Source organism: Streptomyces sp. NPDC057438 (assembly GCF_042802995.1).
Lineage (GTDB): Bacteria > Actinomycetota > Actinomycetes > Streptomycetales > Streptomycetaceae > Streptomyces.
Window position 1 is genome coordinate 12,486 of record NZ_JBHVDD010000088.1, and the last position, 16,583, is coordinate 29,068.

Below are 16,583 nucleotides of genomic sequence, written 5' to 3' on the forward strand. Positions count from 1 at the left end.
TCTCTCGGTCGAGCGGCACACCGTACCGGTTGGCACGAGGACCCGGCCGCACACACGGTGCGCGACCCCGGTGAAAGCCTACCCAGGCACTTCACGGGCGCCACGCGCCCGTACGGCAGGCACGGGTGCCGGCGTCCGCCCGTGCCTGCGGGCGCGCCCGGCCTCGGGAGAGACCGCTGCCTCACCTCGGAGGTCCGACGGCGCCCTCGATGTCGACGGGGACCGGGCCGCGAACCGTACGGGGGCGTCCGTCGCCGGCCGTGTGGTGCAGCAGTGCCCTGGCCACGACCTGCGCCCTGGCGACCGCCCGGTCGGCCACCGGTCCGGCGTGGCGCGCGCGTACGGTGACGGTCCACAACTCCAGCCAGCGGTCGAAGTGCTCGGCCCGCAGCGGACTCCTGGTGTGCAGGTCGCGGTGGGCCCGGAGGGCGTTGCGGCGGTACACACCCGGAGTGAGCAGGACGCTCTCCCAGAAGTCGGCCATCACGGGCAGATGGGTGGCCAGGTCGATGCGGGCCACCTCCGTGAAGCGCCGCCCGATCAGCGGGTCGCCGAGGACCTGGTCGTAGAACGCCCGCACCAGGCGCTCCACGTCCTCACGGTCGCGGATGTCGGGCAGCCGCTCCGGGCCGTCGGGCGGCCGCCGTCGGCCGTCGTCGTGTGTCATGCGGTTCCTCCGAGGGTGGGTACGGCCGCGACCGGCGCCGCCGGCTCCCGTCGCGCGCGAGGGGTCCCCGTGGTGTGGGCGTGCCTATTCGCCGAGCCAGAGGTCGGGGCCGAACACCTCGTAGTGGACGGCCGACGGGTGCAGTCCCTTGGCCAGCAGCTCGCCGCGCACCAGGCGCATGAAGGGCAGCGGTCCGCAGAGGTAGGCGGTGGTGTCGGCGGGCAGCGTGAGGTGGTCGAGCGTGGCGCGGCCGGCCGCGACGTGGGTGCCGGGGGAGAGATGGGCGTCGTTCTCGTACCACAGATGCAGGTCGGCGTCGGCCAGACGGCTGACGAGGTCCGCCTGCTCGTCACGGTGGACGTGGTCGAGGGGGGTGCGGTCGGCGTGGACGACGGTGACCGGGCGCGTGGCGGAGGTGAGCGCGAGATGGTCGAGCATCGACAGCATGGGGGTGATGCCGATGCCTGCGGAGGCGAGGAAGAGAGGCGTGTCGTCCTCGGGCAGAACGAGGTCACCGGCCGGCAGCGACACGTCCAGCAGGTCGCCCACCTCGGCATGGGCGTGCAGCCACGACGAGACCTCGCCGTCGGGCACCGAACCGTCGGCGGACCTCTCGCGCTTGACGGTGATGCGCCAGGTCTTGTGATCGGGCGCGGTGGAGAGGCTGTACTGGCGGATCTGACGGGCGCCGTCGGGCAGTTCCACGCGGACGCTGACGTACTGGCCGGGGCGGAACGGCACAGTGGGGCGGCCGTCGGTCCTGCGCAGGACCAAGGAGACGGCCTCGGGGGACTCCTGCTGCCGCTCGGCGACCTCCATGCGCCGCCACACGTCTCCGTCCGCCACGCCGGCCTCCGCGTACAGCCGTGCCTCGACGGCGATCAGGGCGTTCGCCATCAACCAGTAGACCTCGTCCCAGGCGGCGCCGACCTCGGGCGTGACGGCGTCCCCGAGGACCTCGGCCACCGCGCCGAGCAAGTGGCGCCCGACCAGCGGGTACTGGTCGGCGGTGATGCCGAGCGAGACGTGCTTGTGGGCGATGCGTGCGAGGACGGCGTCCGGGCGTTCGCCGGGCCGCTCGACGAGCAGGGTGGCGAAGGCCGCCACCGAGCCGGCCAGTGCCTCGCGCTGGGCGCCGGTGGCCTGGTTGGTCCGGTTGAACAGATGCCGCAGCAGTTCCGGACGCTCCTCGAACATCCGCCGGTAGAACAACTCCGTGATGGTGGTCAGGGAGGCCCCCACCACGGGAAGTGTCGCCCGGACGACGGGGGTCGACTGCGCGGAAAGCGTCAGACTCACTCCTGGACTGGTCGGAGTTGAATTGAATTGGTACATGGGATGCGCATTTTTGGCCGCACGTGTCGCCCGGTGATCGCGGTCGATCGTGGCCGAGCGAGGTGAACGGGGACTCCGGTCGGTCATCCCGGTGGGGCGCCCAGTGCCAGCAGTACCGGCCCCGTCGGTGAGGCCACCAGATCGCCGACGGTCACCCCGTCGAGCGAGGAGTAGAACGCCTCCTGTGCCTCACGCAGTGCCCGCCGCAGCCGGCAGGCGCCGGACAGGGGGCAGGGGGTGTCGCCCTCGCACACCACGGCTTCCCGGTCTCCCTCCAGTGTCCTGACCAGGCTGCCGACGGGGGTGTCGCGGCCCGCGTCGGTGAGTGTCAGCCCGCCGTTGCGTCCGCGCCGCGCCTCGATCACCCCGAGGTGCTGCAGCTGGGCGATCGCCTTCGCCATGTGGGTGTAGGGGACGTTCATGGAGTCGGCGATCTGCCGGGTGGTCAACAACTCCTCGCCGTCCACGACGGCCAGGCGCATCACTGCCCGCAGTGCGAGATCCGTGTATCGGGTCAGCCTCACGGCGGCAGCCTAGCAATATTGCATCTCAGATACCTATTTGAGAGGAGTGGTGTGCGTCTCGTCGGCCGCGTTCGGTTCCGCCCGGCGTCGCAGACCCCAACGCGCGCCTTGCGGAACGAAGTTGACCGCAAGGCTCCCTACGGTCGTGTCATGACACAGACGCAGAGAATTCTTGTCACCGGCGCCACCGGTACCGTCGGCCGTCAGGTCGTCACCGAACTCCTGGCCCGCGGCCACGCGGTACGCGCCCTCACCCGGGACGCGTCCAGGGCTGCCCTCCCCGCCGAGGTCGAGGTCGTCCAGGGCGACCTGGCCGAACCGGACAGCCTGGTCCCGGCCCTGGACGGCGTCACCGGCCTCCACCTGATCACCTTCGGCGGCGCCTACTTCGCTCCGCTGGAGACCGGCCCGAGGATCCTCCAACTGGCTCGCGCGGCGGGCGTACGCCGGATCACCGTGCTGCACGGCGGCGGACCCACCCCGCTGGAGGACGCGGTGCGTGCCGACGACGGGGTGGACTGGACGGTGCTCATGCCGGTCGAGTTCATGGCGAACGCCCTGGAGTGGGCGGACGGGATCGTGGCCTCGGACGAGGTCCGCGAGCCCTTCGTCTCCCGGCTGAGCGCCATGGTCCACGAAGGCGACATCGGCGCCGTCGCCGCGGTGGCCCTCACCGAGAAGGGCCACGCCGGCCAGGAGTACGTGATCACCGGTCCCGAGCTGCTGACCGTCGGCGACAAGGTGGACGCGATCGCCGCCGCCCGGGGCCGGGAGATCGCCCTGACCGAACTCACCGAGGAACAGGCCGTGGCGCAGTGGCGGGCGGCGGGCCACCCCGACGACGTGATCGGCTTCCTGGTCGAGGCGTACGGAAACACCCCCGAGGTGGGCCGGACGGTCGTCGACACGGTGGAGAAGGTCACCGGCAACCCCGCCCGTACCTTCGCCCAGTGGGCCGCGCGGCACGCGGACGTGTTCCGGGCACCGGCGTCGGCATGACGTGACGGGCGTGCGGCGGGGCGGCACGGCACCCGGCGGTGGGCGCGGGCTCCTTCTGGCAGGGGCCCGCGACCATCGGCCCCGGACGAGGACCGCGCACCCGTCGGCCACGATGCCACGGCTGCGGTGTTCCGCGCCGGGCAGGCTCACCGGCCTGCCCGGCCGGTGCCCCGCGCACCGCATCCCACCTGCCCGGAATGTCGACGGAGCGGTCCGCCGACTGCCGCTCTCACAGGCTCCGTCCCGCCGGAGGCGTCCGCAGGCCCCGTCCTGCCGAAGGCCCGTCCGCGCCAGGGCCCTTCTGACGGATCTCCGCGGCGTCGCGACGCCCGGCACGGCCTCTCGCCGCACCGGGCGAAAGCCCACGTACGTCCAGTACGAGGTCTTCGGCCCGGCACGCCGAGAGCACGCATCGAACAACGCTCGTGATCAATACACCTAGCCGGTGGACCGCCCGGACAGCCGTTTCACCTCCCGGGCGGCCTCGCGGGCTGCCCGCTCGGCCCGGGACACGGCCTCGGCCGCCGCCGTGCACTCCTTCTCCGCCTGCTGCCGCTCGTGGTCCGCGCGCTCGCGTTCCTCTCGCGCCTGACCCAGCCGCCGCTCGGCGTCGGACACGTCGCTCTCCGCCCGGTCGTGCCGTTCACGAGCCCGTTCCAGTACCGCCTCGGCGTCCTTCCGGGCGGCACGCAGGTCACGCACCTGCCGGTCGGCGGCCCGGGCCGCCTCACGGGCCCGGCCGAGCCGTTCCTGCTTCTGGCGACGCCGCTCGGCGACCTCGTCCTTCGCGCGGGAGCGCGGAGAAGCCGTCGCGGCCGTCGAGCGGGCGGGTTCGCGGGACGCGGCGGCCGGCGCGGTCGCTGCGGTACGGCCGGGGAAGTCGGTCGGCGGGGTGAGGGCGCTCTCCAGACGCCCGGTGGCCCACCGCTCGGCTGCCTCCTGGTCGGCGAGCACGGCGCGCAGGGTTGCCTCGACCTCCCGCCGCACCGGCTCCGACAGCCTGTGACCGGCCTCGGCGGCCAGCCCGGCGGCCTGCTGGGACATGGCGGCGACGATGCTCCGGCGCTGCTCGGACAGCTCCTTGATCCCGGCGGAGTCCATACCCTGGTAGGCCTCGCGCAACGCCCGCCCCAGCTCCAGGAACCGCCGGCTCTCCTCGGGCTCCGAGCGCAGCAGCAGATTGGCCGTCCAGGCGGCGAGCGAGGGGCGCCGCGCTGCGCGGATCCGACGCGCCTCCTCCACGCGTCCGTCGGCCCTGGCCTCGGCCGCCAGTTCCTCGCGGCGGGAGACGAACGACGGGGGTGGCGTGGCGTAGAGCTCGTCGAGCGCCTGCTCCACGCCGTGGCCCCCGCCGCCCCGCCCGGCCCTACGCGCCACGGTCACCGGAGGGGGCGGCGGGACGCGCCTCGCGCAGCCGCCGGGCCTCCTGGAAGAGACGGTTCGTACGGTCGGCCAGGACGCCGCCCAGGAGCAGCTCCGGGGTGGAGAAGGACCGCGCGGCAGCGGCCACCTCGGGGGCGGACAGGGCGATCTGGGCGATGCCGGTGCGGCGGATCTCGTCGCTCGAGCCGGCCCGCACGACGCGTCGCACGTTCGCCCGGGACGGCGCGCTCATGCACATCGAGCAGGGTTCCCCGTGGTGGAGAGGGTCGTGGCGGCCCAGCCCCGGTTGCCGTGCCGGCGTACGTAGTCGTTCATGGCGACCACCTCGCCGTGCAGCCGTGGACTGTCCGCACCGGTGTCGACCCCGCTCCCCAGGACCCGGCCGGTACGGGTGCCGACGATCACCGCGCCGAACGGCCATGCGGGGTTCCTTCGGGCCTGCGAGACGGCGAGCCGCATGAACCGCTCGTGGCCGGTACGGTCACCGGCGTGACCCTCGGCGCCGGTGACGCGCTGCGGCCCCGCCGAGGTGTCCGCGTCGGCGCCGCTGCCCGGTCGGGCCCGACTCTCCCGGAGCGGGTGCCGTGACAGGACGAGTGGCGTGGCGACTCCCGCCGCCACCGCCCTCCACCTGCCGGGAAACCGCCGCCTGCCCGCGTCCATACGCGCCTCCTCGCCCGGGCTTCCGTCATGTCGCCGTTTCCGCAGAGTATCTGAATGGTCACGTATGGTCATCGCGCGTGCGGCCCGGCGGGTGGACGCGAAGGTGTGTGCGGAGTGGTTCCGGCGGCCTCTTCAGACGCCCGCGCGGGTGGTGCCGTTGGCGCGGCCGCCCGGGCCGAGCAGGCCGGTCGGGTGGAGGGGCTGCTCCGCTTCGATGCGGGGGAGGGTGCGGCGGGTCGCGCGCAGGACGACGGGCGGGATCGCGGCCCGGGTCAGCTGAATCAGGCGCAGCCACCGGGGGACGTAGACGGCGGTCCGCCGCCGTTCCACCGCGTCGGTGAGGCGGGCGGCCACGGTCGCGGTGGGCTGGACGCGCCGGGCCGGGGGCGGCATGTGGGCGCGCAGCTCGCGCAGGGTCACGTAGTGGTCGGCGTCGCGGATCAGCTCGGTGTCCGTCCAGCCGAGGTAGGCGATGCCCACGGCCACCCCGTGCTGGGCCGTCTCGGCGCGCAGGGTGTGGGCGAAGGCCTCGACGCCGGACTTGGAGGCGCAGTACGCGCTCATCATCGGGGCGGCGCCGATCGAGGCCAGTGAGGCGATCTGCAGGTGGTAGCCGGCGGTCCGCACGAGGTCCGGCAGGAAGGCGCGGGCGGTCTGTGCGCTGCCGATCAGGTTGACGTCGATCACTCGCCGCCAGGTGTCGGGGTCCGACCGGGCGAAGGGGCCGCCCTCGGCGACAGCCGCGTTCGCCACGACGACCGAGGGCGGTCCCAGGCGGGCCCGGACTGCTTCGGCCGCGGCGTCGAGGGCGGTGCCGTCGCAGACGTCGGTGGGGATCGCCAGTGCCGTGCCGGGCAGGGCGGCGGCGGTCGCCCTCAGCGCCGGTTCGTCGTGGTCGAGGAGGGCCAGCCGGGCGCCTCGCCGGGCGAGCGCGTCCGCCAGTGCCGCTCCGATGCCGCGGGCCGCTCCGGTCACCACGACGGTACGGTCCATCAGCGGGCTGTCCTTCACGGCTGCTCCCTTCCCGACCGGGCCTGTGCGCGCCCGGTTCGGTCGCGGTGGGCGAGGACGCGCTGGGCGCGGGTGAGCCCGGGCAGCCGACGCCGGCGCAGTGCCGCGCGGGCGGCATTGGCGCCGGGGGCGCCGTGCACCCCGCCGCCCGGGTGGGCGGAGGCGGAGGCGAGGTAGAGGCCGTCCACGGGGGTCTCGGGGCGGCCGGTGCCGGGGGCGGGGCGGAAGAACAGCTGCTGGTGCAGTGCCGCGGTGCCGCCGTTGATGGCTCCGCCGTGCAGATTGCGGTCGAGCGCCTGGAGGGTGGGCGGGGCCAGCACCCGCCGGGCGCGGATACGCGCGCGGAACCCCGGCGCGAACCGCTCCACCTGACGTTCGACGCGGTCGGCCATCACCTCCTGCTCCGTGCTGTTCCAGCTGCCCGTCAGCCCCTCCTCGCCCGCGTCGGACTTGATGACGTGCGGCACATGGGTATAGGCCCAGGCGGCTTCGGTGCCCCGGGGAGAGCGGGAGGGATCCGCGGTCGTCATCTGGCCGAACAGGGCGAAGGGCCGGTCGGGCACCTGCCCCATGGCGATCTGGGCGGCGCAGCGGGTGAGTTCGTCGACGCCGTCGGCGAGGTGGACCGTTCCCGCCCGCGCCGCCGCCTCGGCGAGCCAGGGCACGGGACCGTCACAGGCCCAGTCGACCTTGAACGTGGCGAAGTCCCACTGGAAGCGCCGTACGTCGGCCATCAGCTGCGGCGGGAGGTGTTCCGCGTCGACGAGTTCGCCGTACAGGGCCGGCGCGGAGACGTCCGCCAGTACCGCGCGGCGCGCGGCCACCTTCTCGCCGTCGGAGGTGAGCACCCCGGCGGCCCGGCCGCCGCGCACCAGGACCCGGCTGACCCGCCGGCCGCAGCGCACGGTCCCGCCACGCGCCCGCAGCCGGCTGACGAGGGCCGCCGTAAGGGCGCCCGAGCCTCCGGCCGGCACGGGGAAGCCGTACGTCTGGCCGAGCATGCACAGCAGCCAGCCGTATCCGCCGCTGCCCGCGGCCTCCGGCGCGAGGTCGGCGTGCAGGGCGTTCCCGGCCAGCAGCAGCTTGCCGCCCTCGCCCCGGAACTCCTCGTCCCCCATGCGGCGGACCGGCGCGACCAGGGTGCGGGCCATCCGCAGGCCGCCGGCCGCCCTCAGCCTGACGGCGAGGCGGGCGGTGGCGCGTACCGGCGGGAAGGGGGTGAACAGCGCGTCGACGATGTCGGGTCCGAGGTCCTCCCAGGTCCTGTGCAGGCGCCTCCAGGCGTCCCCGTCGCCCGGGTGGAAGGCGTCTAGGGAGGCGGCGGTGGTGTCGATGTCCCGGGACAGGACCGCGCACCTGCCGTCGCCGAGCGGATGGGCCAGGACGTGCGGGGCATGGCTCCAGCGCAGGCCGTGCTCGTCCAGGCCGAGCCGTGCCAGTACCGAGGAGGCGGCGGCGAGGGGGTAGAAGGAACTGAAGAGGTCGCTCACGAAGTCGGGGTCCACGCCCCTGTCGTGGCGCACCGCGCCGCCGGGCGCGGGCTGTTCCTCCAGGACCTCCACGCTCCATCCGGCGTCGGCGAGCAGGTTGGCGGCCACCAGCCCGTTGGGGCCGGCTCCGATCACCACCGCGTCAGGCATGGCCGCCGGTGCCGTGGCCCGCGGCCCTGCGCCGCCCGTGGAGCTTCGTGGGCCGCTCGGCCTCGGCGCCGTCCTCGGCCCGCGCCTCGCAGAGACCGGCGAGCCGGGCGAGCATCGCGCGGTGCCGGAGCTGGATCAGCGCCTCCACGCCCACGTTGTGGAGCGCTCCGCCCACGCCCTGCAGCGGGTGTTCGTCCACGATGACCAGGCAGTACGGTCCCCAGGGTCGGAGCCGGAAGGAGATCCGCGCCGTCCCCAGCGCCCCGGCCCGCGCCTCCAGACCCAGCTCGGAGCCTTCGTCGCAGTACCGGACCACGGTCTCGTTGCACAGTCGCAGCGGGCCCACCCGGACCTCGTACTCGATCGCCGAGCCCACCTGTGGCCACAGGCCGCGCACCGGCTCGGAGGACGACGTCCCCACCACCCACTCCGCGTACCGGGTGCCGTCCGCGAGGACGGCCCACACGACCTGCGGACTCACCTTGATCAGACGATGCCGTACCGCCATGACACACCTCCAGCCGGTCCACCCCGGTCGAGGGCCGAGTGCCCGGCCCGATGAGATCCACACCGGCCGGACGGGGGGCGGGAACATCACCCGCCACGATCCCGAGCGATCACTCGCCATCCTGGGCACCATCAACACCCGGACACTCGAGGAATTGAATCAAGCCCTGCCCCGCAGCGACACGCGACGGCCCGCCCTCACGCGATGAGGGACGTTCCGGGCGAACCGCCAGGCCGCTCAACGACCGAACTTCACCGAAGAACCGAGGTCAGTCCTGGAACTGCTTCTTCATTTCGGCGATCCTCTTGGCCTCTTTCACTTTTTCCGTGCCCGCGAATTGCGCCATGTGCTGCCCCATGAATGCCGGATTGGCGAAATTGAGCAGGAACTCGGCCATCTCCTCCTTCTTGACCACCTCGCGGAACTCCGCGTCGGTCAGCGGGACCGCGTCGCCGCCCTTGACGCTGTCCTTCTCTTCGACCGAGACGATGCTGAAGGGCGCGCCCTGCTGGGCGATCCAGCCCTTCTCGGAGCCGCTGGACCCCTTGCGGAGGTATTTCCGCTTGATCTTCACCGTGAGGACGTACCCGAAACGGGCTTCCGAGCCGAAGATGGAGGCTATTCCGGGATTGGAGGAGAATTCGACCAGTTTGGCCGAATCGTCATTGCGGTGCCCGCTCGTGTAGCTGTGGATGTGCTCCCGATCGGGCGCCGTGGCATTCTCGTCGGGCACTTGGAGCATTTTGGAGAAGCTGACGAAGCTGTGCCTCATGAAGTCCCGCTCCATGTGTTTCTTCTGCGTGGGCGTCACGCCTCGCTTCAGGAGAACTTCCTCCTCGCTGTCCTCCGGCAGCCGCGCGATGTAATCCTCCTCGCTCGGCCCCGGAGGCTGGTCCTGGAGAGCGACCCGTCCCCAGCCCGGCCTGTCCTCCTCGTCCTGCGTCATGCGCTGCACCGGCCCGCCCGCCGCACTCACGGCACTGCGGTGGACGATGGCGGAGGGCGCGGTCGTCACGCCCGAGGCGTAGGCGTGCCCGTCGGCCTCGGCCGCCCGTTCCGAGCTCTGCCCCGGATCGGTGACGGTGACTCCCGCGCCGTTGCTGTGGCCCGTCTCCGGCACACCCTTGAGGTTCTTGTCGACGTGACTGAGCTCGTGGCCGATCAGCCGCTCGTCGCCCGCCGCCCTGGCGGAGAGGAAGACGTGGTGGCCGATGGTCATGGCCTCCGCCCCCATCGCCGTCGTGGCCCGTTGCGCCACCTCGCCGCGGTGGACGCGGGTGGCGGACAGCCGGTCGTTCTGGAAGAACGCCCCCGCCTTCGCCACCACCGACGAGGGCAGCGCCTGACTCGGTGACTTCAGCGCGGCGTCCAGCAGGGCGCTCTGCCTTTCCGGGCTGGTGTCCTCCACCTGCTCGTCCTCTGTCACGGCGCGCGCGACGACGGCGTCGTCCGAGGAGCGCCGTACCGGCTCGTGCCCGCATCCGGCGTTGTGCTCGTGCCGGTCCTGCGCCGCCATGTGCCCGGCCTGCCGCAGCATCTGGACGACCGCCGCGTTTCCGGCGCTCCTCTGGAGGGAGAGCAGCGGCGGCACGGCGGGAGCGCGAGTCGCCCGCGCCTGACGCTTCTCCTGCTCCTTCCGTGTCGTGGCGTTCTCGGCCTGAGCCTTCGACATCCGTCATCCTCCGACACTCACAGGCGAACCGATCATGCAGGGTGGCACGGTGGAGATCACGTTCCCAGAGCCGCAGGGGCAGACTTGGCGTGCCCCAAGGGGCAGCGGCGGGTCGGCGCAGCAGCAGGGCGGTGAGGTCTGCCGGACCCGCTCGCCGTCGTTGTCACCGTCGGTCAGGCCGCGACGCATCGGTGCGAAGTAGGGGCTGAGGGACCGTCATGGGCCCGGATTCTCGCGCTGTACAGGTCTCAGAAGGGGGGCCGTCCCGCTTTGAGTGAGAACTGGTTCTGCGAACGATCCGGGATCGGCGGGAGGGCGCAATGCTCAAGACCTGTGGATCAGCCTCGGTGTGATGTCGGTGTCGCCGAGGGAAAGACTGAACGGCTCTTTCCGTCTGGTCTTCCGGCTGTACGTCGAGGAGGTGCAGCCGGTGGCGGGCAATCCGTAGCCGCCGCGGCGACAACGGCAGGGTGACGGATGCCTCACGGATCGCCCGTGCGCGGTGGTGGACCTGTCACCGTGCTGGAGCCGATCGTGGACGGCATGAATGATCATCCCCGTGAGGTGCCCCTGGGCGAGGAGGCCGGAGAGGTCCGCCGCTTCTCGGAGTCGCTCGGCCTGTCCGGTCTGGTCGACGTCCACACGCACTTCATGCCCGAGCGCGTCCTGCGCAAGGTGTGGGCGTACTTCGACGCGCTCGGACCGCTGACCGGCGGTATGGAGTGGCCGATCACGTACCGCCAGGAGGAGGCGGAACGGGCGGACCTGCTCCGGGACTTCGGCGTGCGGGCGTTCACCTCGATGCTCTACCCGCACAAGCCGGGCATGGCCCGCTGGCTGAACGGCTGGGCGGCCGGCTTCGCCCGCCGCACCCCTGGCTGTCTGCACACCGCCACGCTCTACCCCGAGCCGGACGTCGCGGCGTACGTCCGGGAGGCCGTCGAAGAGGGCGCGCGCGTCTTCAAGGCGCACGTACAGGTGGGGGCGTACGACCCGGCCGACGAACTCCTGGACCCGGCATGGGGGTTGCTGGCCGAGGCCGGTGTCCCCGTGGTCGTCCACTGCGGCTCCGGGCCCGCGCCCGGCACGTACACCGGCCCGGAGCCGATCGCGCGGGTGCTGGCACGCCATCCCCGGCTGCGGCTGGTCGTCGCGCACATGGGCATGCCCGAGTACGAGGAGTTCTTCGGCCTCGCCGAGCGGTACGCGGAGGTGCGGTTCGACACGACGATGGCGTTCACCGACTTCAGCGAGGGGTTCATGCCGTTCCCCCGCCGGGCCCTGCCACGGCTGGCCGCCCTCGGCGACCGGGTCCTCCTCGGCTCCGACTTCCCCAACATCCCCTACCCCTACCTCCACCAGCTCCACGCCCTGGAGCGCCTGGGCCTGGGGGAGCGCTGGCTGCGGGCGGTGTGCCACGACAACGCGGCGGAGCTGTTCGGGCTGTGACCCGCGGTGCGGCGGGGGTGTATCGGAACGGGGCGCGCCGGGACTTGATAGGCAAGTGGCTGCTTGCCTATGGTGGGGGTGTGGCCGACGACCTGTTCAAAGCCCTGGCCGACCCCACCCGCCGGACCATCCTCGACGAGCTCGCCGAGCAGTCCGGGCAGACGCTGTTCGAGATCTGTTCGCGGCTGACCATGAAGCACGGGCTCGGCATCTCGCGCCAGGCGGTCTCCCAGCACCTCGCCGTGCTGGAGGCCGCCGGGCTCGTCGGGACCCGGCGGGAGGGCCGCTACAAGTTCCACGACCTGAACACGGGCCCGCTGCGGCAGATCACCGAGCGGTGGCCCGTGCCCGACCCCTCCGGACCGCAGGAGAGCACCTCATGAAAATCCGTCTGACCAGTGTCTTCGTCGACGACCAGGCCAAGGCCGAACACTTCTACACCGAGATCCTCGGCTTCGTGAAGAAGCACGACGTCCCGCTGGGCGAGAAGGACCGCTGGCTGACCGTCGTCTCGCGGGACGAGCCCGACGGCACCGAACTCCTCCTGGAGCCCGCCGGTCATCCTGCCGTCCGGCCCTACCGCGACGCGCTCGTCGGGGACGGCATCCCCCTCGCCCAGTTCGCCGTCGACGACGTACGGGCGGAGTACGAGCGTCTGCGCGGCCTCGGGGTGCGCTTCACCCAGGAGCCCCTGGAGATGGGCCCCGTCACCACCGCCGTCCTCGACGACACCTGCGGCAACCTGATCCAGATCGCGACTCAGCCCCAGTAGAGGCCGGCGGGGTGCGAGCCCGGGCGCCCGTTGCTACCCCGCCCGCTGCCGCCGCACCATCTCGGCGATCCAGGCCGGCGCGTACGGGGACGTGCAGCCGGGGGAGGTCGGGTAGTCCCTGAGCACCCCAGACGCTCACCGATGTCGATCGCACGGGCGCGGTGCTCGGCGTGGTCGATGCCGATCCGGGCCGGACAGCGGTTCATCGCCCATTGCAGGCGGTCCGGTGCGTCCTTCATCCGCGCCTCGATCCAGCATCACGGGGAGGTCGAGACCCTCCGGCCTCTTCGTCCCCCGTTCGGTGGTCAGCGCCCAGCCGGCACTCGCGGCCACGGGGTCCGGATCGGCCGCCCAGGCCACACGGAGCTCCTCGGCGTGCCTACCGGTGCCGGACCGAGCGGCCGGGGCCCGGCCGCTCGGCGTCGGCCCTCAGGCGGGCGTACCGGTCACGTCCCTTGCGAGTCTTCTCGTCATCATGCGCACCTTCGGTTGGGGGTGTGCGACACGTGGAGCCGACCGGTGGCCGACAGAGATACGACTCGGATGGAGAAAGTTTCGCTCTGTGCGGCGGAGAAATTAACATGAGGACGTGTCAGAGGCCACAGGTGCGGCGGTATCGGGATGCCAGAATGGACGCGCACGTTCACGAAACACGAGAAGGGCGGACTGCCTTGGCGGACGACGCGGACGAGGCGACCGGAGCGGCCGACCGGCCGGCGGTCAGCGACGGTGCGGGGGACGACACCTCCCGGCCGGTCACGATCGCGTTCATCGCCGAGTCGGCGGGGGTCTCGGTCCCCACCGTGTCCAAGGTGATCAACGGCAAGTCCGGCGTCTCCGCCGATACCCGCGCCCGCGTCGAGGAGCTGGTCAACCGCTACGGGTACCGCAAGCCATCCGGCGCCGGCCGGAGCAACGTGGTGGAGCTGGTCTTCCGCGAGCTGAAGCACATGTGGGCCGTCGAGATCATCCGGGGCGTCGAGCGAGTGGCCCGCCAACACCGCGTCGGCGTCATGGTGTCCGAGTTCGGACTGCATGACACGGACCCGCTCACCTGGGACGACACCGTCTCCCGGCGGCCGAACTGCGTCCTGTCGGTGGCCCAGCTCTCCGAGGCCGAGCGGGAGCAGCTGAGGGCGAAGGGCATCCCGTTCGTCGTCGTCGACCCGGCGACCGAACTCCCCGACGACGTCCCGTTCGTGGGGGCCACCAACTGGTCCGGCGGCCGGGCAGCGACCCGCCACCTCACCCAGCTCGGACACCGCCGCATCGCCATGATCAGCGGCCCGCCGGACCAGCTGTACTGCAGCGCCCGGCTGGACGGATACCGCTCCGCGCTGGGATCGGCCGGTCTGCCGGTCGAGCCGGAACTCATCGTGTACGCACCGCTCACCAGCGCGGACGGCTACGAGGCGGCACGTTCCCTGCTGGAGCTGCCGCAGCGCCCGACCGCCGTCTTCGCCGCCAACGACCTCCAGGCGCTCGGCGTCTACCAGGCCGCCCGTGAGGCCGGCCTGCGCATCCCCGACGACCTGAGCGTCGTCGGCTTCGACGACCTGCCGGTCGTGGCCTGGGTGGACCCGCCCCTGACCACTGTTCACCAGCCCCTCACCGAGATGGCCGTGGCGGCGACCGAACTGGCGCTCACCCTCGGCCGTGGCGAGCCCGCGCCGCAGGCCGGCCTGGAGATCGCGACGACCCTGACGGTCCGCTCCAGCACGGCTCCGCCCAAGGGCTGACACTCGGGCTCATTGACCGTCAGGACACCCCCTGGCTAGCCTGATCGAGAAAGTATCTGTCCCAGATGGAGAAACTTTCTCGACGGCGAAAGGACCCGATGAGGGTGACGAGCGTGTCCGAGACGGGGCGCACCATCAGCAACCCGGTGATCCCCGGCTTCCACCCCGACCCGTCCATCTGCCGGGCGGGCGACGACTACTACCTCGCGTGCTCCAGCTTCGAGTACTTCCCCGGCATCCCCCTCTTCCACAGCCGCGACCTGGTGCACTGGACCCAGATCGGCAATGCGCTCGACCGCCCGGGCCAACTGCGCCTGCCACCGGACACGGCCTCCTCCGGGGGGCTCTACGCACCCACCCTGCGCCACCACGACGGCCGGTTCTGGCTGATCGTCACCAACGTCAGCGCCGACGGCAATCTGCTGTTCACGGCCACCGACCCGGCCGGCCCCTGGTCGGACCCGATCCCGCTGCCCGGCGTGCACGGCATCGACCCCGACCTCGCCTGGGACGAGGACGGCACCTGCTGGTGCACCACCGCCGGAGTCGGACAGATCCGCCTCGACCCCCACACCGGCGAGACGTTCGGCGAACGCCGCCGGCTGTGGTCCGGCGCGCCCGGCGCCAAGGCCCCCGAAGCGCCGCACCTGTACCACGTCGGCGACCACTGGTACCTGCTCATCGCCGAGGGCGGCACCGAGCGCGGCCATGGCGTCTCGGTCGCCCGCGGCAGCGCACCCACCGGCCCCTTCGAACCCGGCCCGGCGAACCCGATCCTCACCCACCGCGGCACCGACCACCCCATCCAGAACACCGGCCATGCCGACCTCGTGCAGGGACCCGACGGCTCGTGGTGGATGGTGCTGCTCGGCGTACGGCCGGGCGGCGGCACCCCCGGCTGGCACGTGCTCGGCAGGGAGACCTACCTCGCCCCGGTCGAGTGGGTCGACGGCTGGCCCGTCGTGGGCGAACTGTCGACCGACCTGCCCGCACCGCCCTGGCCCCTGGAACCACCCGCCGCCCCGCCGGAGCGCCGGGACGACTTCGACGTCACCGACCTGGCCCCGCAGTGGATCTCCCTGCGCCGGCGCCCTCCGGAGGACTGCACCACGAAGGAACGGTCCGGCTGGCTGACCTTGCGTGCCCGCGGAGCGTCGCTCGACGACGCCGAGGTGACGTTCCTGGGCCGGCGCCAGCAGCACCGGGCGTGCCGGGTGCGCACCCTGGCCGACGTGGGGGAGGGGCAGGCCGGTGGTCTGGCCGTCCGCCTCGACGAGAGCCACCACTACTCCGTCGAGATCGCGTCCGGGCAGGTGCGGGTGCGGGCCCGCATCGGCCCGTTGCACACCGTGGTGGCATCCCGGCCGGTGCCCCCGGGGCCCGTGGTGCTCCGCGTGGAGACCACTCCGGTGCACACCATGACCGACGCGCGCACCGGCCCCGACTTCGTCTCGCTCGGCTTCGAGGAGCAGGACGGCACCTTCGTCGAACTGGCCTCGCTGGACGGCCGCTATCTGTCCACGGAGGTCGCCGGCGGCTTCACGGGCCGGGTGCTCGGCCTGTTCGCCACCGCCGGAGCCGTGCACTTCGACTGGTTCGACCACGAGCCGCTGGAGGGCTGAGGAACCGGGCCCGCACCCGCCCTCACGCGGTCGCCTTCACCTCAAGCCGATGGAGTCGACGACGGTGCGTGGTCCCTGTGGCGTGGCGAAGGCGATGGAGTAGTCGCGGACGGCGAGCAGCGCACCGGTCGGCGGTTCCGCGGTGTCCGGGGCGGTCGGCGCGGGCCGCGGCAGCCGGCCGCCGGTGACCCGCCGCCGGTCCTGTTCGAGGTCGCGCAGACCGCCGCCGACCAGGCCGAACGACAGCGACATCAGGCCGATCACGCCACCGGAGACGAACAGCAGGTAGGGGATCTGCCGCATGATCTGTGCGGCCTCCCCGACCATGCCGCCCCAGCTCGGGGCGGGCGCCGGAGTGGCGAGGCCGAGGAAGCCGAGGCCGGTCTGGATGGCGAGGGCGTAACCGGAGAAGAGGAAGACCGGCACCGGCAGCCGCCCGGTCAGGCGGGGGAGGATATGACGTGCCATGATCCGGACCGGGCCGAGTCCGGACACTCGCGCGGCGTCCACGACCAGCTCCTGGCGCAGTGCCAGACAGGTGCTGCGGATGATCCGGGCGAGGCCCGCGGAGGCGAAGAAGCCGAGATGGCGGCGACATT

At 72.4% G+C, this 16,583-nt stretch carries 17 protein-coding genes and 1 pseudogene; 6 read left to right on the forward strand and 12 right to left on the reverse strand.

Annotation, left to right across the window (positions count from 1 at the left end):
* Positions 1–181: 181 nt before the first annotated feature.
* From ACFU5F_RS34215 to ACFU5F_RS34225, 3 genes are all read right to left on the reverse strand, one after another.
* Positions 182–667: a group III truncated hemoglobin gene (locus tag ACFU5F_RS34215; protein WP_383895922.1), complete on the reverse strand. Its 486-nt coding sequence runs from the start codon at positions 665–667 to the stop codon at positions 182–184.
* A gap of 84 nt (positions 668–751) precedes the next feature.
* The gene (locus ACFU5F_RS34220) at positions 752–1,966 is read right to left on the reverse strand and encodes a globin domain-containing protein (protein WP_383895924.1); all 1,215 of its coding nucleotides are present in this window, start codon (positions 1,964–1,966) and stop codon (positions 752–754) included.
* A 119-nt stretch (positions 1,967–2,085) separates the two neighbouring features.
* The gene (locus ACFU5F_RS34225; protein WP_383895927.1) at positions 2,086–2,526 is read right to left on the reverse strand and encodes an RrF2 family transcriptional regulator; all 441 of its coding nucleotides are present in this window, start codon (positions 2,524–2,526) and stop codon (positions 2,086–2,088) included.
* Positions 2,527–2,676: 150 nt separating this feature from the next.
* Between ACFU5F_RS34225 and ACFU5F_RS34230 the strand changes: the two genes are divergently transcribed.
* Positions 2,677–3,525 carry an SDR family oxidoreductase gene (locus ACFU5F_RS34230; protein WP_383895930.1) on the forward strand — a complete coding sequence of 283 codons (849 nt, stop codon included), beginning with the start codon at positions 2,677–2,679 and terminating at the stop codon, positions 3,523–3,525.
* 438 nt (positions 3,526–3,963) lie between these two features.
* Here the strand turns inward: ACFU5F_RS34230 and ACFU5F_RS34235 are convergent, their stop codons facing one another.
* From ACFU5F_RS34235 to ACFU5F_RS34265, 7 genes are all read right to left on the reverse strand, one after another.
* Positions 3,964–4,863, reverse strand: a complete 900-nt coding sequence (locus ACFU5F_RS34235; protein WP_383895932.1) for a hypothetical protein — start codon at positions 4,861–4,863, stop codon at positions 3,964–3,966.
* Positions 4,864–4,891: 28 nt separating this feature from the next.
* Positions 4,892–5,140: a hypothetical protein gene (locus ACFU5F_RS34240; protein ID WP_383895934.1), complete on the reverse strand. Its 249-nt coding sequence runs from the start codon at positions 5,138–5,140 to the stop codon at positions 4,892–4,894.
* On the reverse strand, positions 5,137–5,571 hold the full coding sequence (locus ACFU5F_RS34245; RefSeq protein ID WP_383895937.1) for a hypothetical protein: 435 nt from the start codon (positions 5,569–5,571) through the stop codon (positions 5,137–5,139). The genes ACFU5F_RS34240 and ACFU5F_RS34245 overlap by 4 nt, the downstream gene beginning before the upstream one ends.
* 132 nt (positions 5,572–5,703) lie before the next feature.
* Positions 5,704–6,582: an SDR family oxidoreductase gene (locus ACFU5F_RS34250; protein WP_383895940.1), complete on the reverse strand. Its 879-nt coding sequence runs from the start codon at positions 6,580–6,582 to the stop codon at positions 5,704–5,706.
* Positions 6,579–8,222, reverse strand: a complete 1,644-nt coding sequence (locus ACFU5F_RS34255) for a phytoene desaturase family protein (RefSeq protein WP_383895943.1) — start codon at positions 8,220–8,222, stop codon at positions 6,579–6,581. Before ACFU5F_RS34255 ends, ACFU5F_RS34250 begins: the two co-directional genes overlap by 4 nt.
* Positions 8,215–8,730 carry an SRPBCC family protein gene (locus tag ACFU5F_RS34260; protein ID WP_383895945.1) on the reverse strand — a complete coding sequence of 172 codons (516 nt, stop codon included), beginning with the start codon at positions 8,728–8,730 and terminating at the stop codon, positions 8,215–8,217. Before ACFU5F_RS34260 ends, ACFU5F_RS34255 begins: the two co-directional genes overlap by 8 nt.
* A 268-nt stretch (positions 8,731–8,998) precedes the next feature.
* On the reverse strand, positions 8,999–10,246 hold the full coding sequence (locus tag ACFU5F_RS34265; RefSeq protein ID WP_383895948.1) for a DUF4157 domain-containing protein: 1,248 nt from the start codon (positions 10,244–10,246) through the stop codon (positions 8,999–9,001).
* Positions 10,247–10,945: 699 nt separating this feature from the next.
* On the opposite strand from ACFU5F_RS34265, the gene ACFU5F_RS34270 reads away from it, so the two are divergent.
* From ACFU5F_RS34270 to ACFU5F_RS34280, 3 genes are all read left to right on the forward strand, one after another.
* The gene (locus tag ACFU5F_RS34270; protein WP_383895950.1) at positions 10,946–11,851 is read left to right on the forward strand and encodes an amidohydrolase family protein; all 906 of its coding nucleotides are present in this window, start codon (positions 10,946–10,948) and stop codon (positions 11,849–11,851) included.
* Between the two features lie 80 nt (positions 11,852–11,931).
* Positions 11,932–12,234, forward strand: coding sequence for an ArsR/SmtB family transcription factor (locus ACFU5F_RS34275; RefSeq protein ID WP_383895952.1), 303 nt, complete (start codon positions 11,932–11,934; stop codon positions 12,232–12,234).
* Positions 12,231–12,623 carry a VOC family protein gene (locus ACFU5F_RS34280; protein WP_383895954.1) on the forward strand — a complete coding sequence of 131 codons (393 nt, stop codon included), beginning with the start codon at positions 12,231–12,233 and terminating at the stop codon, positions 12,621–12,623. Before ACFU5F_RS34275 ends, ACFU5F_RS34280 begins: the two co-directional genes overlap by 4 nt.
* A 33-nt stretch (positions 12,624–12,656) precedes the next feature.
* On the opposite strand, the pseudogene ACFU5F_RS34285 reads toward ACFU5F_RS34280, so the two are convergent.
* Positions 12,657–13,001: pseudogene (locus ACFU5F_RS34285) on the reverse strand (DNA alkylation repair protein); the annotation flags it as partial.
* 251 nt (positions 13,002–13,252) lie between these two features.
* On the opposite strand from ACFU5F_RS34285, the gene ACFU5F_RS34290 reads away from it, so the two are divergent.
* Positions 13,253–14,362: a LacI family DNA-binding transcriptional regulator gene (locus tag ACFU5F_RS34290; RefSeq protein WP_383895957.1), complete on the forward strand. Its 1,110-nt coding sequence runs from the start codon at positions 13,253–13,255 to the stop codon at positions 14,360–14,362.
* A gap of 98 nt (positions 14,363–14,460) precedes the next feature.
* Entirely contained in the window at positions 14,461–15,984 is a 1,524-nt protein-coding gene (locus ACFU5F_RS34295; protein WP_383895960.1) for a glycoside hydrolase family 43 protein, read from the forward strand.
* A gap of 36 nt (positions 15,985–16,020) precedes the next feature.
* Here the strand turns inward: ACFU5F_RS34295 and ACFU5F_RS34300 are convergent, their stop codons facing one another.
* On the reverse strand, positions 16,021–16,536 hold the full coding sequence (locus ACFU5F_RS34300; protein WP_383895988.1) for a hypothetical protein: 516 nt from the start codon (positions 16,534–16,536) through the stop codon (positions 16,021–16,023).
* Between the last annotated feature and the right edge of the window lie 47 nt (positions 16,537–16,583).

Excerpts from the sequence above, each read along its gene's own strand:
- ACFU5F_RS34215 (WP_383895922.1), bottom strand. The coding sequence starts at position 667 with ATGACACACGACGACGGCCGACGGCGGCCGCCCGACGGCCCGGAGCGG.
- ACFU5F_RS34230 (WP_383895930.1), top strand. The coding sequence starts at position 2,677 with ATGACACAGACGCAGAGAATTCTTGTCACCGGCGCCACCGGTACCGTC.
- ACFU5F_RS34240 (WP_383895934.1), bottom strand. The coding sequence starts at position 5,140 with ATGAGCGCGCCGTCCCGGGCGAACGTGCGACGCGTCGTGCGGGCCGGC.
- ACFU5F_RS34245 (WP_383895937.1), bottom strand. The coding sequence starts at position 5,571 with ATGGACGCGGGCAGGCGGCGGTTTCCCGGCAGGTGGAGGGCGGTGGCG.
- ACFU5F_RS34255 (WP_383895943.1), bottom strand. The coding sequence starts at position 8,222 with ATGCCTGACGCGGTGGTGATCGGAGCCGGCCCCAACGGGCTGGTGGCC.
- ACFU5F_RS34260 (WP_383895945.1), bottom strand. The coding sequence starts at position 8,730 with ATGGCGGTACGGCATCGTCTGATCAAGGTGAGTCCGCAGGTCGTGTGG.
- ACFU5F_RS34265 (WP_383895948.1), bottom strand. The coding sequence starts at position 10,246 with ATGGCGGCGCAGGACCGGCACGAGCACAACGCCGGATGCGGGCACGAG.
- ACFU5F_RS34270 (WP_383895950.1), top strand. The coding sequence starts at position 10,946 with ATGAATGATCATCCCCGTGAGGTGCCCCTGGGCGAGGAGGCCGGAGAG.
- ACFU5F_RS34280 (WP_383895954.1), top strand. The coding sequence starts at position 12,231 with ATGAAAATCCGTCTGACCAGTGTCTTCGTCGACGACCAGGCCAAGGCC.
- ACFU5F_RS34290 (WP_383895957.1), top strand. The coding sequence starts at position 13,253 with ATGGACGCGCACGTTCACGAAACACGAGAAGGGCGGACTGCCTTGGCG.
- ACFU5F_RS34295 (WP_383895960.1), top strand. The coding sequence starts at position 14,461 with ATGAGGGTGACGAGCGTGTCCGAGACGGGGCGCACCATCAGCAACCCG.